Source organism: Lignipirellula cremea (genome assembly GCF_056501455.1).
The window spans coordinates 2,240,763-2,264,998 of sequence record NZ_CM151415.1 but is presented as its reverse complement, the minus strand read 5'-3'; the positions used below and the strand labels follow the sequence as shown (position 1 = coordinate 2,264,998).

At 66.8% G+C, this 24,236-nt stretch carries 20 protein-coding genes; 11 read left to right on the top strand and 9 right to left on the bottom strand.

All coding sequences use genetic code 11. The annotated features are described in order from the left end of the window. Positions 1–75 precede the first annotated feature (75 nt). The 4 genes from SH602x_RS08770 to SH602x_RS08755 all read left to right on the top strand — a co-directional run bounded on the left by SH602x_RS08770 (position 76) and on the right by SH602x_RS08755 (position 8,538). Positions 76–972, top strand: coding sequence for a MotA/TolQ/ExbB proton channel family protein (locus SH602x_RS08770; protein WP_479476423.1), 897 nt, complete (start codon positions 76–78; stop codon positions 970–972). Between the two features lie 74 nt (positions 973–1,046). After that, entirely contained in the window at positions 1,047–1,466 is a 420-nt protein-coding gene (locus tag SH602x_RS08765; RefSeq protein WP_479469028.1) for an ExbD/TolR family protein, read from the top strand. A gap of 358 nt (positions 1,467–1,824) precedes the next feature. Beyond that, on the top strand, positions 1,825–7,431 hold the full coding sequence (locus SH602x_RS08760; protein WP_479476422.1) for a hypothetical protein: 5,607 nt from the start codon (positions 1,825–1,827) through the stop codon (positions 7,429–7,431). 276 nt (positions 7,432–7,707) lie between these two features. Then, a complete protein-coding gene (locus SH602x_RS08755) occupies positions 7,708–8,538 on the top strand; it encodes a dienelactone hydrolase family protein (protein WP_479476421.1) in 831 nt (276 codons plus the stop codon). Positions 8,539–8,589: 51 nt separating this feature from the next. Here SH602x_RS08755 and SH602x_RS08750 read toward each other — a convergent pair whose 3' ends face one another. Next, on the bottom strand, positions 8,590–9,042 hold the full coding sequence (locus tag SH602x_RS08750) for a hypothetical protein (protein WP_479476420.1): 453 nt from the start codon (positions 9,040–9,042) through the stop codon (positions 8,590–8,592). Positions 9,043–9,165: 123 nt separating this feature from the next. After that, the gene (locus SH602x_RS08745) at positions 9,166–10,191 is read right to left on the bottom strand and encodes a DUF1559 family PulG-like putative transporter (protein ID WP_479476419.1); all 1,026 of its coding nucleotides are present in this window, start codon (positions 10,189–10,191) and stop codon (positions 9,166–9,168) included. Positions 10,192–10,468: 277 nt separating this feature from the next. Here SH602x_RS08745 and SH602x_RS08740 point away from each other — a divergent pair, with 277 nt between their 5' ends. The 4 genes from SH602x_RS08740 to yidD all read left to right on the top strand — a co-directional run bounded on the left by SH602x_RS08740 (position 10,469) and on the right by yidD (position 13,271). After that, positions 10,469–11,983, top strand: coding sequence for a sulfatase family protein (locus tag SH602x_RS08740; protein ID WP_479476418.1), 1,515 nt, complete (start codon positions 10,469–10,471; stop codon positions 11,981–11,983). 21 nt (positions 11,984–12,004) lie between these two features. After that, positions 12,005–12,436, top strand: a complete 432-nt coding sequence (locus SH602x_RS08735; protein WP_479476417.1) for a hypothetical protein — start codon at positions 12,005–12,007, stop codon at positions 12,434–12,436. Between the two features lie 173 nt (positions 12,437–12,609). Further along, positions 12,610–13,014, top strand: coding sequence for a ribonuclease P protein component (gene rnpA, locus SH602x_RS08730; RefSeq protein WP_479476416.1), 405 nt, complete (start codon positions 12,610–12,612; stop codon positions 13,012–13,014). Then, the gene (yidD, locus tag SH602x_RS08725; RefSeq protein ID WP_479476415.1) at positions 13,011–13,271 is read left to right on the top strand and encodes a membrane protein insertion efficiency factor YidD; all 261 of its coding nucleotides are present in this window, start codon (positions 13,011–13,013) and stop codon (positions 13,269–13,271) included. The genes rnpA and yidD overlap by 4 nt, the downstream gene beginning before the upstream one ends. A 78-nt stretch (positions 13,272–13,349) precedes the next feature. Here yidD and SH602x_RS08720 read toward each other — a convergent pair whose 3' ends face one another. Beyond that, positions 13,350–14,741: an MFS transporter gene (locus tag SH602x_RS08720; RefSeq protein ID WP_479476414.1), complete on the bottom strand. Its 1,392-nt coding sequence runs from the start codon at positions 14,739–14,741 to the stop codon at positions 13,350–13,352. Positions 14,742–15,037: 296 nt separating this feature from the next. On the opposite strand from SH602x_RS08720, the gene SH602x_RS08715 reads away from it, so the two are divergent. Genes SH602x_RS08715 through SH602x_RS08705 form a run of 3 tightly spaced genes read left to right on the top strand, consistent with a single transcriptional unit; the run spans position 15,038 to position 19,345 of the window. Then, a complete protein-coding gene (locus SH602x_RS08715; RefSeq protein ID WP_479476413.1) occupies positions 15,038–16,657 on the top strand; it encodes a Ppx/GppA phosphatase family protein in 1,620 nt (539 codons plus the stop codon). After that, positions 16,654–18,816: a polyphosphate kinase 1 gene (gene ppk1 / locus SH602x_RS08710; RefSeq protein ID WP_479476412.1), complete on the top strand. Its 2,163-nt coding sequence runs from the start codon at positions 16,654–16,656 to the stop codon at positions 18,814–18,816. The genes SH602x_RS08715 and ppk1 overlap by 4 nt, the downstream gene beginning before the upstream one ends. Before the next feature lie 55 nt (positions 18,817–18,871). Beyond that, positions 18,872–19,345 (top strand): SixA phosphatase family protein, encoded by a 474-nt coding sequence (locus SH602x_RS08705; protein WP_479476411.1) that lies wholly within the window; start codon positions 18,872–18,874, stop codon positions 19,343–19,345. Between the two features lie 149 nt (positions 19,346–19,494). On the opposite strand, the gene SH602x_RS08700 is transcribed toward SH602x_RS08705, so the two are convergent. The 6 genes from SH602x_RS08700 to SH602x_RS08675 form a co-directional block, all read right to left on the bottom strand. Beyond that, on the bottom strand, positions 19,495–19,692 hold the full coding sequence (locus SH602x_RS08700; RefSeq protein ID WP_479469018.1) for a carbon storage regulator: 198 nt from the start codon (positions 19,690–19,692) through the stop codon (positions 19,495–19,497). 108 nt (positions 19,693–19,800) lie between these two features. After that, positions 19,801–20,145, bottom strand: coding sequence for a hypothetical protein (locus tag SH602x_RS08695; RefSeq protein ID WP_479469017.1), 345 nt, complete (start codon positions 20,143–20,145; stop codon positions 19,801–19,803). Between the two features lie 478 nt (positions 20,146–20,623). Beyond that, entirely contained in the window at positions 20,624–21,619 is a 996-nt protein-coding gene (locus SH602x_RS08690) for a DUF6807 domain-containing protein (RefSeq protein ID WP_479476410.1), read from the bottom strand. A gap of 183 nt (positions 21,620–21,802) precedes the next feature. Next, entirely contained in the window at positions 21,803–22,636 is an 834-nt protein-coding gene (locus tag SH602x_RS08685; RefSeq protein ID WP_479476409.1) for a hypothetical protein, read from the bottom strand. A gap of 57 nt (positions 22,637–22,693) precedes the next feature. After that, positions 22,694–22,828 carry a hypothetical protein gene (locus SH602x_RS08680; RefSeq protein WP_479469014.1) on the bottom strand — a complete coding sequence of 45 codons (135 nt, stop codon included), beginning with the start codon at positions 22,826–22,828 and terminating at the stop codon, positions 22,694–22,696. Between the two features lie 263 nt (positions 22,829–23,091). Continuing rightward, positions 23,092–24,231, bottom strand: coding sequence for an NHL domain-containing protein (locus tag SH602x_RS08675; RefSeq protein ID WP_479476408.1), 1,140 nt, complete (start codon positions 24,229–24,231; stop codon positions 23,092–23,094). Positions 24,232–24,236: the final 5 nt, after the last annotated feature.

The window sequence follows — 24,236 nt, the reverse complement described above, 5'->3', positions numbered from 1 at the left end:
GCGATAGATATGCGTTCGGTCGCGAATCGATCTTTCCCCCTCACTACGCCCCGCGGCGTGCGGCTCGCGTTTGCGATGTCGCTGGGCCTCGCCATCGCGGTTTCTCTGGCGCCGAAACTCGCTGTCGCCCAGGACGTTCCCCCGGGCGGACCGAGCGCGGAAACGCCCCGGATTCTGAACGTGCCGGAGGGGGAGGAACTTGACGCCGCGCTTTCGGCCGACGGCGGGAGCGACCTCAATCTCTTTTCGCTGCTGCTGTCGGGCGGGATCTTCATGGTCCCGATCGGCTTTCTCTCCGTGCTCGTCGCGACGTTCAGCGTCGAGCGGGCGATCTCGCTCCGTCGCGCACGCGTCCTGCCGAGCGGCCTGGTCGACGGACTCTCCGATCTGGGCAACCGCGGGGGCTTCGATCCCCGGCACGCGTACCAGCTCTGCAAAGACTATCCCTCCGCTTCGGCGAACGTCATTCGCGCGATGCTGCTGAAAATCGGACGCCCCCACTCGGAGGTCGAACAGACCGTCCGCGAAGCTTCGACCCGCGAGGCCAATCGACTCTACGCCAACGTTCGCTGGCTGACGTTCGCTGCCGCGGTCGCGCCGCTGCTGGGGCTGCTCGGGACGGTGTGGGGCATGATCCTGGCGTTCCACGACACGACGCAGCTTCCGATGGGCGTCGATAAGGGGACCTACCTGGCGGAAGGGATCTACATCGCGCTCGTCACGACCCTGGCGGGACTCGTCGTCGCGATCGTCGGGGCCTCGGCGGCCCACCTGTTCGAGGCGCGGATTCAGACGCTGTTCCTGGAAGTCGAGGAACTGCTGTTCCATCTGCTGCCGCAGGTCGAGCGCTACGAGGGTCGCGTCCGGTTCACGAAGTCGGACGACTCGACCGACGCCGACCGCACGGATCGCACGGAGAACGCCCCGTACGCCGGTTCGCCGCCCGCGCCTCCGGTCGGTTCGCCGGTCTGATTCGTTCGCTCTGACTCCGCTTTCTCTCGCTTCGTACGACCCGTCACTCCCGCAGCGTCTCCGGAACGTCCCTCATGGCGGTCGAAATCAAAAAGGGAGACGCGCTCGGCGTGCTGAACCTCACGCCGATCATCGACGTGGTGTTCCTGCTGCTGATCTTCTTCCTGGTCACGACGCAGTTCGAAAAGCTGGAGAATCAGTTGCCGTTGAACGTCCCGGCGGCGAGCGAGGCCATGCCGCTGATCGCCGAGCCGAGCGAGGTCTACGTCAACATCGACGTGCAGGGGCGCTACTTCGTCAATGATCAGCAAGTGAATCTGGAAGAGCTGCGCGGCATCCTCCGCCGGGCTGCCGCGAGCAATCCGGTGAATCAGTCGGTGATCATTCGCGCGGACGGTCGCACCCCTTTCCAGGCCCCGATCGAAGTCATCAACGTCTGCAACGAAGTCGGCATCTACGACTACAGCGCCGTCACCTCGGGCGAAGGAGGCTGACCCCGTCGCAATCGCCGAAAAGACATCCGCAACGAATCAGTAAACGAATCTGTAGTACAGCGACTCGCTTGAACGTGTGGGTCGCCGAAGGGGACCGGGTGCCACTGGCTCAGCCAGTGCCGCGTCTGGCTCGATCGCCCAGCATGTCCGACCGAGCCGTTTGGTCCAGCACTGGCAAAGCCAGTGGCACCCTCTTGAGACTCACGATTTAAGGCGAGTGGCTGTAGTAGGGTGGGTCATCGACCCACCGCCGCCCAGAACGTCGGGTCGAAAAAGGTGGGTGAATGACCCGCCCTACGAAGAGACGCACGCGAAAAGTAACGAATCAGCCGCAAGCCAGTTCGAGTTCCGTCCGGTCATGAAAAAGCGTCGCGTCATACGCAAGATTCCCGCTAAAACGGGCGACTATTTCGAGTCGCACGTCTGGCCGGTGAATCTGGCGATCATCGTGACGGCGGGCTTCGTCTCGGGCATCGCGATCGCGTACTTCTGGGGGAGCGCGCTCTGGGTTCTGATCGTTCCCAGTCTGATCCTCATCGCGCTCGTGACCCTCGTCGCCACGCTGGTCGCGACGCTCATCGATCGCCGGTGGGTCAGGCGGACGCTGCAACTGGCGCTGGCGGTCGCGATCTTCATTCACCTCGCGATGTTCGCAGGGCTCGCCGGCACGAACATCCTCGAGAAGACGCTGCCTGACGCGAAGAAGCCGAACGAAGCCAAGGTCGCCCGCAAGCCGGTCAAGATCGCCGACTACGCGATGCGTCAGACGCGGCCCGACGAAGAGGTTCCTCCCTGGATGGAGCCCGTGCCGACGCCGGCGCCGGAGGAACGCCCGACCGAGCTCGAAACGCCGACGCCCGTGCCGATGCCGGAGGAGCAGGAGACTCCGCCGCAGCCGACGAAGAGCGCGCCCGAGCCGACGCCGACTCGCGAGCCGCAACCGGAAGCTCCTTCCCGGCAGACTCCCGGCGAAGCGGTTCCGAAGTTCGCCGCGACGCCGTCGCAACTGAGCCGTCAGACGCGCGACGACGACCGCCGCCCCTCCACGCAGGTCGCCGCCGCCGATGCCGCAGCGCAGCAGGCGAGCGCCGCGAACGCTCCCCAGGCGCAGGCGACGCCGATGGCGAGGCAATCCAACGAACCGGCGCCGGCGTCGTCGAGCCAGCCGGAGGTCGAAACGCCGGAGACGCCGTACGAACAGGCGGTCGCCCGGGTGCAATCTCGCCCCGCCGAGGCGCCGTCGCCGACCACCGCAGCCGCTTCGCTCGCGCGCCGCAGCGACTCGCCGGCGGAGAATGCTCCGCGGATCGACGTCGCCGCGGAGGCGATTCCGATTCCGCAGAGCCAGTCGCAGGCGCCCGCGACGCAGTCGATGGTCGCCGACGCTTCCCGCACCGAGACGGCGGCGCCGGCGACGACGCGGTCGGAGGTCGAACCCGAGGAGACGACCGAGACGCCTGATGCCGAAGCGCTGGCCCGGCGATCGGAACAGCTTGAAGTGCGCCCACAGGTCGCCCAGGTGGAGACGCCTTCGCCGACGCGACAGGAGCGGACCACGCCGCGCGCCGCGACGACGGCGGTCGCCGACGTGACGACGCCCAGCGCCGCCGCCCGGGAAGCGGCATCGCAGCCGGCGATGCAGGTCGCCGACGCGTCCGTCGAGCGCCCGTTCGAGGCGGCGGCAGCGCCGACTCGAACGGAGTCGGCGGACGCTCCTTCGCCGAGCGCGCCGACCGAGAGGACGATCGCGCGGAGCGATACGGCCCAGTCGGCTCCTGAACCTACTCCCGCGTCGGCGAGCGCCGCTCCCGCGCGAGCGTCGGTGGCGGCGAACCGCCCGGTCGCTGCCCCCGTCGCGGCAGCGCAGGCGCCCGCAAGCGAAGCGGCGGCCGGCGATCTGGCTCCCGGCGCTACGGACCTTCCGCGTACGGCGGCATCGGCTTCCGCGGTCGCGATGAGCGAGTCCGCCGAACCTTCCGCTCAGAACGCTCCGTCAGCGGTGCAGCCGATCGCGAGGACTACGCCCGCGCCGTCGACCGATTCGCAACTCACGGCGAACTCACCGTCGCCTGAGCGAACCGAACGGGCCGCCCCGGCGACTTCGTCGACGGCGATCGCGCAGACGGCGCCGAGTCCGAACGCTGCCGAGTCCGAAGCGCCTTCCTCCGCCGTCGCGGCCGCAGCGACGCCGACGACGAAGGCGGAGACCGGTTCGGCGCTCGCTCGGTCGGAGAGCGCCTCCGCGGCGAACGCTGCCGCGTCGTCCGATGCGCCGCAGTCGGCGGATCTGGCCCAGCGTCTGCCGGAGAGCGAATCCGCACCGGGCGTGGCGCAGGCTCCCTCCTCGATGGCCCGCACGGAGACGACGGCGAACGAAGCGCCAGGCATCGCTTCGACGAACGTGCCGACGGAATCGACGCAGGGTCCGCCGACGGACGCCGCGCTCGCGCTGGCGCCGGGTCAGGAAGAGATGACGAAGGAGACGGGCGAATCGTCGCTCGCCTCCACGGTGCAGGAGTCCCTCGCGACCGAGCAGCCGACCGAAGGCGAACCGGGCGAAAGCGCCGTCGCGCGTGCCGCGCCGGGCGAGACGTCGCCGTCGCTCGCCAGCCCGACCGACGACGTGACTTCGCCCACGCGCACGGCCACCTTCGCGGCGTCGCCGGTCAGTCCGGAAAACGTCGACCGTCCCGCGCTCGCCGAGTCCCAGCGTTCGACCGACGCGCCGGAACTGGAGGCGGCCCAGACGTCGCTCGCCCGCTCGTTCGCGGGAACGGCAGGGTCCGGCGAGTCAGCCAACGTCGGTCGCAGCGGCGAAGCCGATCCCAGCCAGTCGGCGCCGACGCCCTCCGGATCGGTCGCTCGCGCGGAAGCGACGCAGACGGGACCCGAAGGCCCGGCGGTGACTCCGTCGGAGATGGCTCGCGTGAGTCAGTCCCGCGCCGATCAGCAGGCGCCCGCTTCGCCCGTCGCGGCGACGAACGTTCCCTTGCCGAACGGCGCCGGATCGAGCGCTCCGTCGGAACGGAGCGCCTCGTCGAGCGCCGCGCTGACGAACGCTCTCGCCGACGCGTCGCAGGGCGCGGTCACCGCCGCCAGCGGTTCGGTCGAACTCGACATGGGCGCGTCGCGGATCGTGCCGGAGACCGGCGCCGCACGCGGCGCGGGGGGCGGACAGCCGGCCCTGAACTTGCGAAGCCAGGCGGAACCTCTCGCCCGCAGCGAAGCGGGAGGCGCGCCGCGGCCCGCCATCGCTTCCGCCGTTCAGGCGCCGGAGGCGTCCGCTCCTCGCGGAAGCGCGGCTTCGACGGCGCCGACTCAGCCGGCGGAACAGGCGACCGCCATCGCACGCACGTCGCCGGGAACCGCGTCCGCCCTCTCCGGCGGTCCGGCTTCCGCGGGAGAACCAGGTACGGCAGGTTCCGCCGCTCCCGCGCAGAGCCCGGGCGAGCGAGCCATCGCCCGCACCGCGCCGCGCGAAACGATTCCTTCCGAAACGCTCGCGACGGGCGGCGCTCCTGGAACGGCAGGCGCAGTCGCACGCGAACCGCGCCGGGCGGAACTTGCCAGCGGTCCCTCCGCTCCGGGCGGAACGATGGTGGCGGAGCTTCCCCCGGCTGCGGCTGCGGGCGGAACGACTGGAGGAGAGAACGCTGCTCCGACGCCCGCCGGACCGGCAGCGACGACCGTCGCCCGCGCGCCCACGGGATCGGCTTCCGGCCTCGCGGCAGCGCTCGCAGCCTCCGAACCGACAGGCGTCGCTGCCGATTCGCCTGCCTCCGCCATCGCGGGCGGCGGACCGGCACGCGTCGAAGGCTCTTCCGCCTCGCCGTCGATCGGCGCCATCGCCTCCGCCAGTCCGACGCTCGACCGCGCGGGACCTTCGTCCGCGGCGCGATCGATCGCGCCGTCGACGATGGCCCCCGTCGCTTCCTTGCCGGGCGGAGCGCCTTCGACGGACGGTCCGACGGTAGAAGCTCTCGCACGCGAAGCGGGCGGACCGGCCAAGACCGAGACGGGCCAGACGGGCGGAGCGCTCGCGGCGTCGAACGTCGCCGCGCCCGGGGCTCCCGCGGCAGCGACCGGCGGAGAGCGTATCGCCGCCGCTGCGATCGGACGCGCCGAATCGTCCGCCGGAGCGTCAGGTCCCGCGGCGCCGGGGGGCGGAGCGACTTCCGCGCGCACGGCTCGCAACCCCTCGCTGCCCGCGTTCGCGCAGGCGCCGACGATCGAACTCGCGGGCGCTCCGGGCGGCGCCGCGAACGCGGAAATGTCGCTCCCCCAGGCGGGTCCCGCCGAGGCGTCGCGACTCTCCGGCGGCGCGCAGACGACGGCGCTTGCCGCGACGGGCGGCGCTCCGCAGGTCGACGATCTTTCGGCGCCGCGAACGGCCCCGGCTGGAACGCAGGCCGCACGACCCCGCACCGGCGCAGGCGGGGGCGATTCGCCTGAAATCGGCGAAGTCGGCGAAGTTCCGACGCTCGCTCGCGCTTCGTCGGGGACGCGTGCGCCGGCGACGAGCGTCGCGGCAGCGCCGGTCCCGGTTCCTGCACAGACCGGCACGGGTTCGCAGGCAGCCGGTTCGCCCGGACCGTCGGACCTGGGCGATCTCTCCCGGCAGTCGTCGGGGGGCACGCTGGCGCTCGTTCCGGCGCCGGATGGAATCGGCGGACTCGGCATGCGACCCGCTCCCGCGGCAGGCGTCGATTCGCCCCGCGCGACGACCTCCGACGTTCCGATCCTGATCGCGACCGACAGCCGTTTCCCCGGCAAGCAGTCTCGCGGCAACCTGAGCCTGGACGTGACGGCGACGTTCGCCGCGCCTTCGTTCAGCGGACGCAACCGCCCCGAGATGACGCCGCCCGGCGGCGACCCGACGGGCGATCTTTCGCCGCAGACGGAGAGGGCGGTCGAGGAAGGGGTCGCGTTCCTCGTGCGGCATCAGATGCCCGACGGAAGCTGGAGCCTCGACCGGTTCGGCGCAGGCCGCATCGGTTACGAGAGCGAGAGCGCCGCGATGACGAGCGACACGGCGGCGACGGCGCTCGCGCTGATCGCCATCCAGGGCGCCGGCTACACGCACCGGGAGCATCGTTATCGCGAATCGGTGCAGCGCGGGATCGCCTGGCTCGTGTCGCATCAGCAGGCGAACGGCGACCTGTACGTGCCGCAGAAGGCCGACAGCGCCGCGGCCTGGCTCTATTCGCACGGCATCGCGTCGCTGGCGCTGTGCGAAGCGTACGGCATGACGCAGGATCCGGCGCTTCGCGAACCGGCGCAGAAGGCGCTCGACTTCGTCGTCGAGTCGCAGGAGAAGCAGCTAGGGGGCTGGCGCTATACGCCGGGGTACGGCGCCGACACGTCGGTCAGCGGCTGGATGGCGATGGCTCTGAAGAGCGGCGACCTGGCGGGGCTCGACGTGCCGGAGTCGACCTACGACGGCGTGAAGCGCTGGCTCGACTACTCGCAGGTCCGCGGTCAGCCGCACCTGTTCCGCTACAACGCGTTCGCCGCCGACACGCCCGAACAGCGTCACGGTCGTTCGCCTACCGTGACGATGACGTCGGTCGGCCTGCTGATGCGGATGTACTACGGCTGGCGTCGCGACGACCCGCAGCTTCGCGCGGGCGCCGATTACCTGCTTCAGAATTTGCCCGAGCACGGCACGGCGCAGCAGTATCGCGAAGGGAAGAATCCTCGGGATACGTACTACTGGTACTACGCGACGCAGGTGATGTACCACATGGGGGGCGAGCACTGGAAGCAGTGGCACGAGCGCCTGCATCCGATGCTGCTGGAGACGCAGATTCCGGACGGCTCGTTCGCGGGAAGCTGGCACCCGCTGTCGCCGATTCCCGATCGCTGGGGCCCGCACGGCGGACGGATCTACGTCACGGCGATGAACCTGCTCTCCCTGGAAGTCGAGTACCGCCACCTGCCGTTGTACGAAGAGACGGCGAAGTAGGGCGAACTCGATCTCTCTTGTAGGGCAGGCGCCCCGCCTGCCACCGATGTCGATACCAGGGTTCTCGGCGCTTCGACGGTTGCGTGGTTTGTTTCGCTCCAGACCCGGAGGGCTCACACCCTCCGCTCGCCTGGGAATGCGATAGCCCCGCATGAAGAAAGCTCCTCCCGCTTGTTTCCGCGCCCCGGCGGTCCTTTACTGGTAGGGCAACGATTCCGGTCGCGCAGACGGGGCGATCCCGCCGCGGGCCAGTCGCTCTCCTCAGAGGATGCTTCGATGCTTTCGCCTGGTCTTCGTCGTTTCGCTCTGCTCGCGCCGCTCGCCGCGCTGGCGATCGGTTCTTCCGCTTTCGCCCAGGACCCCAACGCCGTGGCGAAGGAGCGTCTGGAGAACTCCCCCCGGCATCTGGAATGGGTCACGGTCAAGAACGGCGACCGGGACGTGAAGACCTTCATCGCCTTCCCCGAAGTCGCGGACAAGGCGCCCGCCGTGATCGTCATTCACGAGATCTTCGGGCTGACTGACTGGGTCCGAGGCGTCAGCGATCAACTGGCGGAACAGGGTTACATCGCGATCGCGCCCGATCTTCTTTCGGGGATGGGTCCGGACGGCGGCGGGACCGATTCGCTGGAAGGGGGCGATGGAGCCCGCGGCGCGATCGGGAAGCTTCCGCCCGACCAGATCACGGCGGACCTCAAGGCGGCGGTCGCTTACGCCAAGAGCCTGCCCGCCTGCAACGGCGAGGTCGTCGTCTGCGGCTTCTGCTGGGGCGGCGGTCAGACGTTCCGCTTCGCTACGAACGCCGGCGACGAGATCAAGGCGGGCTTCGTCTTCTACGGCAGCGGGCCGACCGAGGCCGCGGAGTTCGAGAAGATCGAGGTTCCCATCTACGGCTTCTACGGCGGCAACGACGCTCGTATCAACGCCGGCATTCCGAAGACCGAAGAACTGGCCAAGGCCGCCGGCGTCAAGTACGAGCCGGTCATCTACGAAGGCGCCGGTCACGGCTTCCTGCGGGCCGGCGAAGCGCCGGATGCCTCCGCAGAGAACGCCGCCGGGCGCAAGGCCGCGTGGGAACGCTGGCTCACGATCCTGAAGGGGATCTGAGGTCGCGCCGGTCGGCGCGTCGGGCGCGCGGAGCTGCGAGTAGCGGAACGATCACGCTCCCGGCTTCGTCAGCTTGATATCCAGCGTCTGCTCGCCCGCTTTGACCTCATGCGTCGCGTTGTTGCCGACGGCGTCGGGCGGAACGATGTCCGCGGGGTCGATCAGGCCGCTGTTGTCGCCCCGCCGCTGCGCCTCGGCGGCGCGCTGGGCCATCTCCTCGCTGCTGCGGGCGAAGGGAACGTCCTTCACGGCGATGATCTCGACGATCTTCTGGCCGGGAGGAACTTCCTCGACTTCGTACTTCCCGGCGACGATCTCGCCTCCCGCGCTCGCCCCCTTGCCGTCGACGGGCAGAAAGTTGATCGAGCCCTTCTCGATCGGCTGCCCCTCGTAGGTGACGGCGCCGGTGACGCTGCCCAGGTTCGAGTCGCTGCATCCGAGGGCGGAGGCGAAGCAAGCAGCCGCGAGGAGCGCAGCCGCGGTTCGGAAGGCGAAGTTACGCATGCGAGGAAGTGGGGGAGGAGGAGAAGAGTTACGAAGAGCTGCTCGCGCAATGAGCCTGTCGGATTTCCCACGGAGGGCTGACACCCTCCGCTCGCCAGGAATCGTCTCCGAGCGTCCGTGCCGTTACGGCAATTGGACGCTCTCGCTGCCGGCCCGGGTCCCGGCGCTGCGCCAGGCGTTGAGGTCGATCGTCTCCGCGACGAAGCGAACCGAACCGTCGAGCATCGAGGCCTGCACGCCGCTCGGATGACGGCTGCGCGCGGCGCAGTGGGAGCCCGCTCCGCTCGGCGTCCACCAGGCGTTCCCGCCCAGCGACGTGCAGATGTTCGGCGGATACATCTGGTCGCCCTGCTGTCCGGGGCAGGGACCGATCGGTCGGTCGTGGCTGGTCGAATTGGGCCCCAGGGAAGCGGAGAACAGGCCGCCCCCCATGTTGCCGTAGAGCATGGCGCCCATCGGACCGCCCCAGCCGGAAATGGTCGGCTTGATCCCTTCGGACAGGCAGAGCGTGTTGCTCGTGCCGTCGATGGCGACCGCCATGGTCGAGCCGTGGGTCACCTCTTCCAGGTTCTGGTTCGCCAGTACGCCGAAGACGCCCGGGCCCCACGGTCCGGTCGTCGCGTCGGTCGAATTGCCGTACATATCGCCCGAGCCGGTGCAGCCGCGGTAGTTCCCGCGATAGTTGCCGTACTCGGCAGTATTCAATTCGTTGGCCTTCGGTCCGCCGTCGCTGGGGCAGTTGAACGCGTCGATGATCGCGTGCCGACTGTCGCGGAGGCGCTGGTCGTTGCCGATGGGGCCGTTCGGACCGGGATAGGAATTGACCATCGGCTTCGACGCGATCGTCCAGTAGCCGTCGTAGACCGCCTGCTCCTCCATGAACGGCAGGACGTACTCGGTCCAGGTGTACGTGTCCCACAGGTCGTACTTCCGTCCCGGGGGAAGGGCCCGGTTCGTGTCGTGGAAGTTATGCACCGCGAGCGTCATCTGCTTCAGATTGTTCGAGCAGGATGACCGGTTCGCCGCCTCGCGCGCCGCTTGAACGGCCGGCAGGAGCAGCGCGACGAGCACGCCGATGATCGCGATCACGACCAGCAGCTCGACCAGCGTAAAGGCGCGACGCAGGCGCGCAGAGGCGAAGGTGGACATGAGAGAACCCCGATTGGGACGCAGGGAGAAGAAGCCGGCGACGCTTTTGTAAACGTCGCTTACTTAATATTGTTGCCTTCCATCGGAAGTTGTTCAATCGATCGGAGAGGTTTTTCTCGACCTTTCTCGGAGCGGCAGGAGAGACCGCGTCAGCGTGACGACGGAGGCGCGCCGCTCCCAATGCGGCCGTGTCCTGCGGCTTGCCCCGCGGCTCGCAGGCGATCAGGATGAACGGTCCGCTCTGGCTACGGCTCCGCTCCCGAAGACCCGGTTTCCCATGACGCTGCCGCGATGGCCCTCGGGGCTGCTGCTCTTCTTCGTCGCCGCGCTCGGCGCCTGCGCGGGAAGCGGTTCGGACGCTTCCGCGCAGGCACAGGAATCGCCGCGACCCAACATCCTGATCGCTATCGCCGATGACTGGGGCTACGGTCACGCGGGCGCGTACGGATGCACTTGGACGTCGACGCCCGCGTTCGATCGGGTCGCGAAAGAGGGCCTGCTCTTCACGCATGGCTATACGTCGAATCCGAAGTGCTCCCCCTGCCGCGCGAGCCTGCTGACGGGGCGTAATTCCTGGCAGACGGGCGAGGCGTGCGTCCACTTCAGCCTGTTCCCGAAGAACTGGCCCGTCTATCCCGACCTGTTCGAGAGCGCCGGCTATCACGTCGGCTTCACCGGCAAGGGCTGGGGGCCGGGCGACTTCAAGGCGGGCGGCTTCGAGCGGAATCCCGCCGGACCTGCGTACTCTGACGTCAAGACCCAGCCGCCGCATCGCGAGATGGGTAACGTCGACTACGCCGCGAACTTCGAAGCGTTCCTGGCGAAGCGCCAGCCGGGGCAGCCCTTCTGCTTCTGGTACGGCGCCGTCGAACCGCATCTGGGGTACGAAGCGGGCATCGGCGAAGACGCGGGCAAGAACGCGCAGGACGTCGAACTGCCGCCCTACTACCCCAAGAACGACGATATCCGCCGGGAGTTTCTGGACTACGCCGTCGAAGTCGAACACTTCGACCGCCACCTGGGGCAGATGCTGGCCGCGCTCGACAAGGCGGGCGAACTCGACAACACGCTGGTCCTGGTGACGTCCGACCATGGCGAGCCGCTGCCGCGGGCGAAGGGCCAGATCTACGAACGGGGCTACCGCATTCCCCTCGCCGTTCGCTGGGGCAAGGTCCAGGCGCCAGGTCGCACGGTCGAGGACTTCATCAACGTCCGGGATTTCGCGCCCACGTTTCTGCAGGTCGCCGGCATCGCGAAGCCCGACATGATGACGGGTCACAGCTTCGTCGACGTGCTGGAAAGCTCCGCGTCCGGATGGATCGACAAGGGTCGCAGCACGATGCTGATCGGGAAGGAGCGTCACGACCTGGGGCGGCCCGACGACGCGGGCTATCCCGTCCGTGCGATCCGGACCGAAGAGTGGCTGTACGTACGGAACTTCTATCCTGATCGGTGGCCCGTCGGCAATCCGGAGACGAGCTACGGAAACTGCGACGCCAGCGAGACGAAACAGCTCCTCACGACGAAGTTCGGCGAGCATTACCGGCTCTGTTTCGGCAAGCGTCCCGAAGAGGAACTCTACCGGCTGGCCGACGATCCCTTCTGCGTGAAGAATCTGGTAGCGGATCCCGCGCTGGCGGAGACGAAACGTAGCCTGCGCGAACGGATGGAGCAGATGCTGCGGGAAGAAGGCGATCCCCGAACGCTGGGCGATCCATCCGTGTTCGAGAAGGCGCCCTACGTCGGAAACAAGGATCACTCCTGGGCAGCCTGGATCGAGCATCGGGGGTAGAGACGGACGGCGTCGCCTGCGATGGATCAGGGAAAGCGACTCGGTAAAGCGATGGATCTGGCCGACCGCGAATCGAATCCCTACGCGTCGCCGGTCGAGGCGAGCCAGCCCGAAGCGGACGAGCGGCGCTGCACCTACTGCGGACAGCCTGCCTCGGTGGAACGTAAACTAGTCGAGTCGCCCGACGGGACGGCGCTGATCTGCAGAGCCTGCGCCGCGATCGTGATCGACGCCATCGACGGTCGCCACGAGCGGACGATCTGGAAGGTCGCGAGCGTCGCGCTGCGGGTCGCGTTCGTCGTCCTGCTGCTGGGCGCCTGGGCGTTCGGCGAGTGGTTCGGCACGAACCTGCCCTCGACCTACGGCCTCCTGATCGCGGCGCTCGCCGTGCTGCTGGTCCTGAACTTCGGCGTCTGGACCGTCCGCCGCAGCGAGCGATTTCGATATCGGTGATCTGGCGGCGCAGGTCGGTGGAGCAATCGCTTCGATCGACTGCTCCTTCGGGTGGCACTGGCTCCGCCAGTGTTCTCCCGGGTCAAGATCGACCATCATGGAGGGCCGCTTCCCGCTTCCGACACTGGCATAGCCAGTGCCACCCGAAAAGAGCGGAATATAACGAATTCCTGTTGAAGCGCCGTCAAAACGCCGTGACCGATCATCCTAACGAAGATGCCTCCCACCGCTTCACGAAGGCGATGCGGCTGCTCAAGCAGGAGGAGTTCGACCGCGTCTTCGCGGCCAAGCTCTACCAGGCGGACGGCGTGCTGGTGGTGAACGCGACGGCGAACGATCTCGGTCGCACGCGGCTCGGGCTGGCTGTGTCGAAGAAGGCGGGCAAGGCGAACGTGCGCAACCGCTGGAAGCGCCTGATCCGGGAATCGTTCCGCCTGCAGCACGGCGAACTGCCCGTCGGAATCGACTTGGTCGTCCGCCCCAAGAAGGATGCCGAGCCCGAATTCGCGGCGGTGCGGGACTCGCTCAAGCGGCTCGCCTGGCGATTAGCGAGGCGGATTCCGGAGGCGTCGCGATGAACCCGGCAGCCTCGTTCCTGCGAACGGCGTTGCACGCGGTCGTCGCGGCGCCGTCGTGGATCCTGATCGGCCTGGTGCGCGTCTATCAGTGGACGCTCAGTCCGTTCATCGGCAATCAGTGCCGCTTTCACCCCACGTGCAGCGCCTACATGATTCTGGCGGTGCGGAAGTACGGCGCGTTCCGGGGCTTCTTCCTGGGCCTCTGGCGAATCGCGAAGTGCAATCCGTTTCACCCCGGCGGCGAGGATTATCCGTGAGAAGCTGACTTCGAGTTCGATGCTTCAGGCGAGCGGCGGGTGTGAACCCCCCGAGTTCGTCGATCGATTGACTGCCTCTCACGCCGACGACGGCAGACGCTTGGCGCCCGGACCCGGTTCGGGTTGCGGCGGCATCTCCGGCTTGGTCTCGTCGGCCGCCTTGTCGATTGCCTGATCCGCTGCTGTGTCGAAGAAGGTGAAGGCGAATAGCAGCGTCACGCCCGCGGCGAAGATCGCCGGGACTAGCCAGAAGCCGAGCCAGTTCATCGTCGCTTCGGCCCCCGAAACGGTCGTGAACATCGTCTGCACGAAGCCGGCCAGATTCGCCCCGATGAAGGCGCCGATTCCGAGCGTCACGAACGTGATGAAGCCCTGCGCGGCGCCGCGTATCTTCGGCGAAGCGACGCGATCGACGTAGATCTGCCCCGTCACGAAGAAGAAGTCGTAACAGATGCCGTGCAGCAGCAGTCCCGGAATCAGCAGGTAGAGGTTCATCGGCGCGGCGCCGAAACCGAACAGTACGTAGCGAACGGCCCACGCCGCCATGCCGACCAGCAGCATCCACTTCACGCCCAGGAAGCGGAAGAAGAGCGGCATCGCCAGCATGAACCCGATTTCGGACATCTGCCCGAACGTCATGATGAAGGCCGGGTTCGGCGCTCCCACGTCGTTCAGGAAGAAGTTGGTGTAGTTGTAATAGAACTGCAGCGGGATCGAGACCAGGAACGAACCAATCACGAAGACCGCGAACGACCAGCGCTTCATCAACTTCAGCGACTCGAAGCCGAGGATGTCGCCGACCGTGATCTTCTCCCCCTTCGCCGGCGGCGGCGTGTGGGGCAGAACCAGGCTATACAGCCCGATCACCACCTGCAGGACCGCGGCGATCCGCATGGGGATCGCGGTCTTCTCGATCGCGCTCATCGCCTGCACCTCGGCGAGCGTCGCGCCGACGGGAAGCTGACGACCTTCGCCGAAGTTGAAGAAGAGCGCCCAGTCGCCGTCCGCTCCGGTGACGATCGAACCGATGAACACGCCCGCCACGATCCAGGCGATCGTCCCCAGCACGCGAACGTAGGGGAACGTGACGCCCGGGTTCTTCAGGTGGTGGAAACTGATCGAGTTCGTCAGCGCCAGCGTCGGCATGAACGTGACGAAGTACAGAATCAGCATCAGGTAAAAGGGCGTCTGCGTATCGAACGTCGGCAGAAACCAGAGGATCGCCGCCCCCAGCAGGTGGCAGACCGCCAGCACGATCTGGCTGGGGAAGAACCGGTCGGCGATCATGCCGACGAAGAAGGGCGCGATCATGCCGCCGATCGCCGCGGTGCCGTAGGCGACGCCGATGAACCCTTCCGAGAAGATCGTGGGCGTGTTCGCGCCGATGTAGCTCCCGAGCGTGACGAACCAGGCGCCCCAGGTCACGTACTGCAGGAACATCATCACGCAGAGGCGCAGGTACGTCAGCATCGAGGGGCGATCTCCCGGCAGGACGGCGAGCGGAGGCGCGAAGAATCGAATCGGAGGGGCATGGCGAGGACGCGACGATCGTCGACGCGCCGGCCCGGCAGCGTGGGCCATTCTAAGCGCCGGCGCTGGCGCCGCAATCATCGAGGGCCCGTTCTGAGGGCAGACGTCCGAAAAGAGTCGACGGTACGACCGGTCCCGAGGCGCGTCCGATGCGGCGCTCCTGCGGACGGAACGAAAGCTGCTAAGATCGGAGGTCGTCCCCCGATCCCGGCTCTCGCGTCGTTCTCCGACTCCCGATGAACCCCTCGCATCCGTCGCCGCGCAGCGCCGCCGAGCCGCCGATCGACGGCGAAGTTCCGAAGCTCGCGGCAGTCATCGACATCGGCACGACCGCCGTCCGGATGGCGATCGGCGAGCATCGCGCCAGCGGATCGGTTCGGATTCTGGAACGTCTCGTCCAGGCCGTCAGCCTGGGGAAAGACACCTTCCGCCGGGGCTTCATCGAGAAGGCGACGATCGAGGACTGCGTGCGGGTTCTGGGGTCGTTTCGGAAGAAGCTCGACGAGTACCAGATCCCGCCCGACGCCGTCCGCGCGGTCGGCACCAGCGCCGTGCGCGAGGCGATGAACCGTCTCGCCTTTCTCGACCGGATCTATGTGGCGACCGGGATCGAGGTCGATCCGCTCGACGAAGCCGAGGTGAGCCGCATCACCTACCACGGCGTGCGTCCGCAGGTGCTGGCGGAGCCCGAGCTTCAGGGGGCGCATACCCTGGTCGTCGAAGTCGGCGGCGGCAACACCGAAGTCCTGCTCATGCAGGACGGCGATATCGAGGCGTCGCATTCCTACCGCCTGGGATCGCTGCGGCTGCAATATTCGCTCGAAACGATGCAGACGCCGCAGCATCGCGTTCGCGATTATCTCCGCTCGCAGATCCGCCGCACGATCCAGCTCATCCGTCAGGAGATTCCGATTCAGGATCCGCTGCGGATCGTCGCGCTCGGCGGCGACATGCGGTTCGCCGCCTCGGCGCTGGAATGCACGCCGCACGCGTCGGGGCTGACCCCCGTGCCGACGCGGCGGCTGTCGACGCTGGCGAACCTGATCGTCTCGCTCTCTCCCGAAGAGGTCGTGCAGCGCTACCACATCAGCTTTCAGGATACGGAGACGCTCGGCCCCGCGCTGCTCGCCTACGCGACGCTGGCTCAGTCGTTCGAACTCGACCACGTGCTCGTCACGTCGGTCAATCTGCGGGAGGGCCTGCTGCGGGAGGTCGCCGGCGAAGACGCCTGGACCGAGGACTTCCGCCGGCAGGTGATCAATTCGGCGATGGAGCTGGGCCGCCGGTACGAGATCGATTTCGCCCACGCGAAGCATGTCGCGGACCTGTCGACCCGGCTGTTTCGCGAGTTGCAGCCGCTGCATCGCCTGTCGTCCAGGTATGAACTGATCCTGCACCTCGCGGCGCTGCTGCACGAGGTGGGGCTCTACGTCAACAGCCGGTCGTACCACAAGCACACGCTCTACCTGCTCCGCAGCAGCGAGCTGTTCGGCCTGAGCCAGCAGGACATGGGGCTGGTCGCGATGGTGGCCCGCTATCACCGGCGGTCGTCGCCCATGCCGTCGCACGACACCTACTGGAACCTGCCGCGGGAACGGCGAACCGCCGTCTCCAAGCTGGCGGCGATGATGCGAGTGGCCTTGGCGCTCGACGAGTCGCGAAGTCAGCGGATCAGCGCGTTCACCTGCGAACGCCGCGGCGGGCGACTGATCCTGGCGACGCCCGACGTCGAGGATCTGTCGCTCGAACAGATGGCGATCAAGCACAACGTCTCCCTCTTCGAGGAAGTGTTCGGCATGCAGGTCTTCCTGCGACGGTCGGTCAAAAGCGTCATCGCGCCGAGGGGTCACGAATGAACGACGCTCCGGAGACAGGGACCCCCGCGCCCGCAGCCGCCGAACCCTCCGGGTCCGAGCCGCGTTTCTTCAATCGCGAGTTGAGCTGGCTGGAGTTCAACCAGCGCGTGCTCGACGAAGCGAATAACGAGACGCTCCCGCTGCTCGAACGGCTGAAGTTTCTCGCGATCACGGCCTCGAACCTCGACGAGTTCGTGATGGTCCGCGTGGGCGGACTGAAGCTTCTGTCGGAACGCGGCTCGACGCAGCCCGACCAGGCGGGATACTCCCCTTCGCAGCAGCTCGAGCTTATCGGACGCCGGCTGAGGAAGATGGTCGCCGCGCAGTACGCGACGTTTCTGGAGGACATCGAACCGGGCCTCGCGCAGGCGGGCGTGCAGCGACTGGCGATCGACGCGCTCAACGATCGGCAGACCCGCGCCGTCGCCCAGACGTTCGAGAACGACGTCTACTCGATCCTGTCGCCGATCGCCGTGTCGCAGGCGGACGACTTTCCGCTGCTGCCCAATCAGACGGTCAATCTGTGCGTTCGCCTGAAGGCCGAGCCGGACGACGACTCGCCGCGGATGGCCGTCATCCCGCTGGGCGAGATCGTTTCGCGGTTCGTGACCGTCCCCTCCGACGGCGGCTACTCCTATGTCCTGATCGAAGACGTCATTCACGCGCATGCGGAACGGCTGTTCGAGCAGGAAACGATTCTGGAATGCGTCCCCTTTCGACTGACGCGGAACGCGGACATCACACTGCGGGAGGATCTGGCCGGCGACCTGATGGCCGACATGCAGGACGTGCTGCAGGCACGTCGCCGCGGCGACTGCATCCGGCTGGAGATTCCCGATCAGACGTCCGACGAGACCGCGAACTTCCTGATCGAGACGCTGGAGATCTTGCCCGGCGACGCGCAGCGCGTCTCGGGGCCGATCGATCTTTCCGCCTGGTTCGGCCTGACGCGGCTCACCGGCTTCGATCATCTGAAGGAGCGCGACTGGGCGCCGCAGCAGCCTCCGTCGATCGACTCTACCGTCCCGATGTTCGAGACGATCGCGAAGGGCGACGTGCTGCTGTTTCACCCTTATGACAGCTTCGAACCGGTCGTCCGCTTCATCGAAGAGGCGGCCGACGATCCGGACGTCGTCGCGATCAAGCAGACGCTCTATCGCACCAGTCGCAAGAGCCCCATCGTCGACGCCCTGCGCCGCGCCGCGGGGAAGGGAAAGTACGTCACGGCGGTCGTGGAACTGAAGGCCCGCTTCGACGAACAGCGAAACATCGACTGGGCGAGGCGCCTCGAAACGGAGGGCGTGCACGTCGTCTACGGCGTGAAGGGGCTCAAGACGCACGCCAAGACCTGCCTGGTGGTCCGCCGCGAGCCGCACGGGATGCAGCGGTACGTCCACTTCGGCACGGGCAACTACAACGAACTGACTTCCCGCATCTACAGCGACGTCAGCTACCTGACGATGCGGGAGGACTTCGCCTCCGATGCGGTCAGCTTCTTCAACGCCATCACCGGCTATTCGCAGCCGATGCAGTACCGCCGGATCGCGGCCGCGCCGATGAGCCTCCGCGACCGGGCGCTCGAACTGATCGAGACCGAAGGGAAGAACGCTGCCGAAGGTCGCGCCGCGCGGATCGACGTAAAGATCAACTCGCTCGTCGACAAGGAACTGATCGAGGCGCTCTATCGCGCTTCGCAACTGGGCGTCGAGATCCGGCTGAACGTGCGCGGCATCTGCTGTTTAAGGCCCGGCGTCCCGGGGCTCTCCGAGCGGATCACGGTCACCAGCATCGTCGACCGGTTCCTGGAACACGCCCGAATCTTTCACTTCCATCACGGCGGCGAGAGGAAGGTGTTCATCTCCAGCGCCGACTGGATGCCGCGGAATCTCGACCGTCGCGTCGAACTGCTCGTCCCGATCGAGGACGAACAGGCGAAGCGCAAGCTGCTGCACTTCCTGGAAGTCTTCTTTCAGGACGACGTCAAAGCCCGCGTGCTGCAACCTGACGGTTCCTACGTTTCGCCGGCGACCGAACGGTCCGCCGACGCGCCGGGCATCCGGAGTCAGGAAATCCTGTGGCACGAAGCCGTCGAAGCGGTGCGTCAGGCGGAGCGTTCGCGCCGCACGATGTACCAGCCCCACCAGCGGACGGAATCTTGACGGACGCTCGACGGATTCCGTTACTTCGACAGATCGCTGGATCGACGAGCGTACTATGAAGCGGCTATCGATTCTCCGTCACGCCAAGGCCGCGCCGCACGGTTCGACGAAGTCGGACTTCGATCGCACGCTCGCTCCGCGGGGTCGCGAGCAGGTGGCCGATTTCTGCCGCTGGGCGGGCGAGGGATTCGCGCCCGACGTGACGTACGTATCGACGGCGGCACGCACGCTGGAGACGTACGATCTGCTTCAGGCGGGACTCGGAAGGTCGCTGCCCGGCGAGCGGATGAAGGCGCTCTACCTGGCGGAGGTCGAAGACCTGCTGGCCGCGGTCGGGGAGACGGGCGAAGCGGGGGAGGTCCTGCTGATCGGACACAACCCGGGGCTCGAAGAGCTGGCTTCCAGGCTGCTCGGCAAAAATCTGGATCTGCCGACGTGCGGGTTCGTGCGGATCGATCTGCCGATCGAGAACTGGTCGGAGCTGCGTCGCGACCTGCGGGGAACTCTGGTCGAGTTCCGCGAGCCGTAGGCGTTCGGCCCGTACTGCTTGCCCGCTCTGCCGACGGCCCCCGCGCGTTCGGGCCGTCGGCAGTCTTTCCTTCAGCCTGTCGTTCCTCGTCGCCGGTCGTCGTCGCATCCCTGCGGCGAAGCGGCCTTCGAGGAAACCCGAGGCTGGCGCTAACCCTGCGCGGCGACCGCCGCGTCTCTCACCGGCGCTCGCTCGTCAGCGATGCCCAGTTCTTCGCGCAGGATCAGCAGGCCGGGAGGCGCTTCGATCCCCAGCCGGACCTTATCGCCGGAGACGCGGACGATCGTCACCACGATCGAATCTCCGAGCCGAATCCGTTCACGTTCTTTGCGGGACAACACGAGCATGTTCCACCTCCTTGTCGAACGACACTTCGAATGAACGTTGTTATTTCTTGAAGGTCGAACGAACCGGAAGCGCCCGGTTCGTTCTTCGCGTAGCGGTCGTAAGCGGGATCAGGCCATCGCCGCGAGGCGGGGCCGGGCGAATCGGGCGGCAGGAGCGGCGACCGATTCAGGCTTCAGCGAGGGCGCTTCGTCGATGGTCGTGCGACCCAGACGTTCGCCCGCGGAGCCGTAGAACAACACCTGGTTGCGTTCGGTTTCCCAGATCGCGGTCAGCTTGCAGTTTCGGGGACCGTGGACGCAGTAGATCATTCCGCAGGGACGCTCGCCTCGAACCAGCATCCGTTCGGTGAAGCGGAAGGCGCCCGGTTCGAAGTCGCTTAGCTGGCAAAGGGTCTCGTTGACGTATTTCCGAAGGTCGCGAAGGCTGGGCATCCGGGCGACGTTGGATTTCATGATTAACCGGGACGGAAGGCAAGATGAACAAAGCAGGCAAAGATGAACGGCCTGCTGACACCTACCGTATCGGTAAGATGGGGCGACTGGGTTCGCTTTGTTAAGAGAGGAAAAATTCGGATGGGACGCCCTGTTCCATGACGCGTTTTTCCTAGATTGTCCAGCTTGCCGGTCGGGAGCCGCGATCCCGCTCTGCACGGCATCGAGGAAACGAAAAAAGCCCGCTCGGTTAGAGCAGGCTTCGCGTTCGCGATTCGCACGTAAGTCAATTCGCTGGGTGGCCGCGATTGCTTGCAATCGGGGCGGCGTCAGCCGCGAGAGGAGGGCGGCCGGACCTCGTTCAGGATCGGTCGCGTTCTTCCGTCGGCGGGTCGAATCCTCTTGTCGCCTTCGGCGACCCCGATTGCACAGCAATCGGGGCCACCCGTGGAGACGGGCGAACTGCAAGATACGCTCGGATTCGAGATCGAACGCCGGGCTAGAACAGGTTCGCCGACTCTTTCGCGAACTGCTCGAACAGTTCGGCCAGCTTCTCGGGCGAGAGCGTTCCGTCGTGGAGCACGACGCGATATTGCAGGGTGAAGGTCTCGCCCTTCTTCATCTCGTGATCGCCGGCGCCGGCTTCCGCCTTCGTGAAGTCGTGGATGCCGAACGGATTGGCGGCGAACAGGCCGTACGTGCGGACGTGCCAGTGCGTCGGGTAACGGAAGCTTTCCGGCGCGTTCATGATCAGGATGCCGGCCTGCTGGTCGCCGACCGGGCCGCGATAGTCGACCCAGGGCGCTGCCTTGGCCCAGGCTTCGCCGTCTTTTTCGCCGTTCGCGTTCAAGATCTCGCCCCCCTTCTTGGCGTCGACCTTCATGTCCTCGGCGACGCGAACGCCGAACGAGCCCTCCTTGGTGTCGCCGAAGGTGACCTCGTCTGCGACCGCTTCGACTTCGACCCGGAAGTCGATCCACCGCAGGCCCTCCTTCGCGCCGAACTTGTGCCAGCGGCGATCCTTGACGACCACCTTCCCGTCGGGATCGACCCACTCGGTATCGACCGTCAGCAGGTTCCCGTCGTCGCCGCCGACGGTGACATAATCGGCATGGCGAATCGTGCCGTAGGTTCCCTCCTCCATCCAGTAGCTGACGCCGTTGACGTCGCCGTGGTCGAACCAGAACGACCGGTGATGGGGATGGTCGGTCTTCTCGCCGGGAAGAGCCTCTTCCACCGGCCAGCTGCGCGTCATGCGCGCGTCGCTGGGTCCGATGACGGGGTAGAGGATCGGCTTCGACTTCGAGTTCTCCACGTAGCGCGTGAAGAGTTCGCCGTCGAGCAGGACGTCGACGCCGCCGTCCGACGGCTTGAGCTCGATCTTCGGTCCGCCGCCGCTTTGCGCGGCAGCGCTGCCGCACAGCAGAAGGACGCCAAGCAGCGCAGCGCGCGCGGGAAGCGTCCGGGAATTCCAGGACCAGGAAGAGAACGTCATGGCGGGACTCGCGATGGCGGGAAAGAAGAGGGCGCGGCGCCTGTGCGGCTCCGCGAACCTTCGCCATCGTAAACGGGCGCGACCGCCCGTTCCAACCCTGAGCGGAGGGCGTAAGCCCTCCGAGTTCCCGTCGTTGCAGCGGAGCAGCGCTCGAAGGGTTGACGCTCTCCGCTCAGAATAACCCTACCGCTTCGCTTCGCCGGACTTCGCCTCGGCGACTTCGCCTTCGCCCATCAGTTCGCGGAACTCCACCTGTTGGAACTCGACGAGCTGCCTTTGGGCCAGTTCGACCTTCTTCACGTCGTTCGTGGAGAGCGTCCACTGGTACTCGTGCGTCGAGCGGAGCGTGCGAGTTTCCAGCATCCGCCCCTGCGGCAGGACCGTCCATTCGATCTCGGACGGAATCAGTCCCCGCTTCTGCATCGCTTCGTTCAGATTCAGGCGCCCGAATGGCGGATAGGATCCGGCGTAGCGAACGTTCAGCCGGCTGAACCAGTCGCCGAACGAGCGATAGAGATCGGGCACGGCGGGATCCGTCGGCTGCAACGCCTTGACCCGATACTTCATCGCTTCGTTCTGCAGGACGAGGCGATTCGTCTCCTCTTCCAGCGATTCGGCGAGCTTCGGGTCGAAGACGGCGGTCTTGCCATCCTCGATCCCCATCTTCCGATAGCTGTCGACCAGTTCGATCAATTCGTCGAACGAGACGTTCGCTCGTTGCTTCTTATCCGCCCGCATCAGGACGAACCGCTTCTGATACGGGTCCATGATGGTCCAGGCAGCCTCGGGCCCGGCGGGGAAATCGTAGACGAGGCCCTGCTTGAAGACGGTGGTCGTCTCGCTAACCGCCTTCTCTTCGTTCTGGACGTAAATCTTCGTCTGGACGCGGAAGTCGATCGCGACGACCGGGGCGGCGAAGGCCAGCGCCAGCACGACCGACGCCGCGGCTGCTCCCTGGCGAAGCGAAGGAACAGGGAGAAGCGAGGCGACCTGACAGTCGGAGCGGAGGACGTGCATGAGCGGGATTCCTTTCCCGGGGAGCGGCAGAGAACGCGAACGCGACGGTGCGACCGATCAGCGACGGAAGAACCTGGCGCCGACCGCCAGACCGCCCGTCGCGAGCGCGCCGCAGACGGTTCCCGCGGCGAACGCGATTCCGATCGCGCTCCATTCGGTCGAAGTGGCGTGAGCGAGCAGTGCCTGGAACATGACGGAGTCCGGAACGACGGATGGATGCGAGGATTCGCCGGGGAGGTTACGCGGAGTTACAAGCCGCGTCGAGATCGAAAATCCCTTCTGAGCGGCACGTATTCGGCGAGGGGAGGGTGTGAGCCCTCCGAGTCTTCCGAACTTCGCTCGAGTTCCTGTACCACGGGGGGCTCACACCCTCCGCTCGCCGAAAGTCGGATCGATCGCGCCACGAAAGTCCGCGGGGGTTTTCACCCCCCGCTCAGGAAGAGGCGCGCGTGCGCCTACGGCAGATCGATCTTCCGGAAGCGGTGATTCTCGCTGTCGCCGACGAGGACGTCGCCCTCGGGCGTCAGGCAGATGCCGTGGGGGCGTTTGAGCGTCGCGGCGCTCGCGGGGCCGCCGTCGCCGCCGAACGTCCCCTGCTTGGGGCCCTTTCCGGCAAGCGTCGAAACCCTGTTCGCGTTCTGGTCGAGAACGCGGATCGCGTGGTTCTCCGTATCGACGACGTAAATCTTGCCCGGCTCTCCGTTCGATCTCGTTTTGCCGACGGCGATTCCCTTCGGCCCGTCGAACGTCGCTTCGAGCGGATGGCCGCCGTCGCCCGAGTAACCCTTCTTCCCGCTGCCGGCCAGATGGTTCCAGCGATCGGTTGCGAGGTCGAGACTGTAGACGCTGTTCCCCTCGCGAAGCACGACATACAGAAGTCCGTCCTGGCAGAAGAGCGACCGCGGTCCGACGACGGAGTTGTCCTTCGCGGGGCCACCATGCGTCGGCAACTTCTTCTCCCCCGTCCCGGCGATCGTGGAGATGACGCCCGTCGCCAGGTCGACCCGGCGAATGCGATGGTTGCCGATGTCGGCGACGTAGAGGCCGCCCTCGCCGTCGAGCGCGATGCTGATGGGTTGCCGCATCGTCGCCTCGGTCGCCGGTCCGCCGTCGCCGGAGAAGTTCGGTTCGCCCGTGCCGGCGATGGTGGTGACGATGCCGGTCTGCGGATCGAGCTTCCGGACGACGTGGTTGAACGTGTCAGAGATGTAGAGCGCGCCCGCCTCGTCGCGACGGATCTCGTGCGGCTGGTTGAACGTCGCTTCAAGGGCTGATCCGCCGTCGCCCGAGAGGCCAGGTTCGCCCGTTCCGCCGACGACTTCGACGAAGCCCTCGTTCAGGTCGAGTTTGAGGATCCGGTGGCCGCCGAATTCGCAGGCGTAGTAAACGCCGGGCGAGTAAGGCTCGATGCCGAAGGGGTTGTCGACGTCGAATTTCAGCAGCGGCGCCCGCTCCGGAGTGGACGGCGTCGAAGGTTTGCCCGAACCGGCGAGGGTCGAAATCTGCGGCGCGGCGGTTTCTTCCGCTTTCGCGAGATCGGTCGAGGCAGCCGCGCCGGCGAGCAGAGCGGCGGCGACCAGCAGCGTCGTTTTCATGAGAT

What these genes read in the sequence shown, in the direction of transcription:
- SH602x_RS08770 (WP_479476423.1), top strand. Translation starts at nt 76, where the DNA reads ATGTCGCTGGGCCTCGCCATCGCGGTTTCTCTGGCGCCGAAACTCGCT.
- SH602x_RS08765 (WP_479469028.1), top strand. Translation starts at nt 1,047, where the DNA reads ATGGCGGTCGAAATCAAAAAGGGAGACGCGCTCGGCGTGCTGAACCTC.
- SH602x_RS08760 (WP_479476422.1), top strand. Translation starts at nt 1,825, where the DNA reads ATGAAAAAGCGTCGCGTCATACGCAAGATTCCCGCTAAAACGGGCGAC.
- SH602x_RS08755 (WP_479476421.1), top strand. Translation starts at nt 7,708, where the DNA reads ATGCTTTCGCCTGGTCTTCGTCGTTTCGCTCTGCTCGCGCCGCTCGCC.
- SH602x_RS08750 (WP_479476420.1), bottom strand. Translation starts at nt 9,042, where the DNA reads ATGCGTAACTTCGCCTTCCGAACCGCGGCTGCGCTCCTCGCGGCTGCT.
- SH602x_RS08745 (WP_479476419.1), bottom strand. Translation starts at nt 10,191, where the DNA reads ATGTCCACCTTCGCCTCTGCGCGCCTGCGTCGCGCCTTTACGCTGGTC.
- SH602x_RS08740 (WP_479476418.1), top strand. Translation starts at nt 10,469, where the DNA reads ATGACGCTGCCGCGATGGCCCTCGGGGCTGCTGCTCTTCTTCGTCGCC.
- SH602x_RS08735 (WP_479476417.1), top strand. Translation starts at nt 12,005, where the DNA reads ATGGATCAGGGAAAGCGACTCGGTAAAGCGATGGATCTGGCCGACCGC.
- yidD (WP_479476415.1), top strand. Translation starts at nt 13,011, where the DNA reads ATGAACCCGGCAGCCTCGTTCCTGCGAACGGCGTTGCACGCGGTCGTC.
- SH602x_RS08720 (WP_479476414.1), bottom strand. Translation starts at nt 14,741, where the DNA reads ATGCTGACGTACCTGCGCCTCTGCGTGATGATGTTCCTGCAGTACGTG.
- SH602x_RS08715 (WP_479476413.1), top strand. Translation starts at nt 15,038, where the DNA reads ATGAACCCCTCGCATCCGTCGCCGCGCAGCGCCGCCGAGCCGCCGATC.
- ppk1 (WP_479476412.1), top strand. Translation starts at nt 16,654, where the DNA reads ATGAACGACGCTCCGGAGACAGGGACCCCCGCGCCCGCAGCCGCCGAA.
- SH602x_RS08705 (WP_479476411.1), top strand. Translation starts at nt 18,872, where the DNA reads ATGAAGCGGCTATCGATTCTCCGTCACGCCAAGGCCGCGCCGCACGGT.
- SH602x_RS08700 (WP_479469018.1), bottom strand. Translation starts at nt 19,692, where the DNA reads ATGCTCGTGTTGTCCCGCAAAGAACGTGAACGGATTCGGCTCGGAGAT.
- SH602x_RS08695 (WP_479469017.1), bottom strand. Translation starts at nt 20,145, where the DNA reads ATGAAATCCAACGTCGCCCGGATGCCCAGCCTTCGCGACCTTCGGAAA.
- SH602x_RS08690 (WP_479476410.1), bottom strand. Translation starts at nt 21,619, where the DNA reads ATGACGTTCTCTTCCTGGTCCTGGAATTCCCGGACGCTTCCCGCGCGC.
- SH602x_RS08685 (WP_479476409.1), bottom strand. Translation starts at nt 22,636, where the DNA reads ATGCACGTCCTCCGCTCCGACTGTCAGGTCGCCTCGCTTCTCCCTGTT.
- SH602x_RS08680 (WP_479469014.1), bottom strand. Translation starts at nt 22,828, where the DNA reads ATGTTCCAGGCACTGCTCGCTCACGCCACTTCGACCGAATGGAGCGCG.
- SH602x_RS08675 (WP_479476408.1), bottom strand. Translation starts at nt 24,231, where the DNA reads ATGAAAACGACGCTGCTGGTCGCCGCCGCTCTGCTCGCCGGCGCGGCT.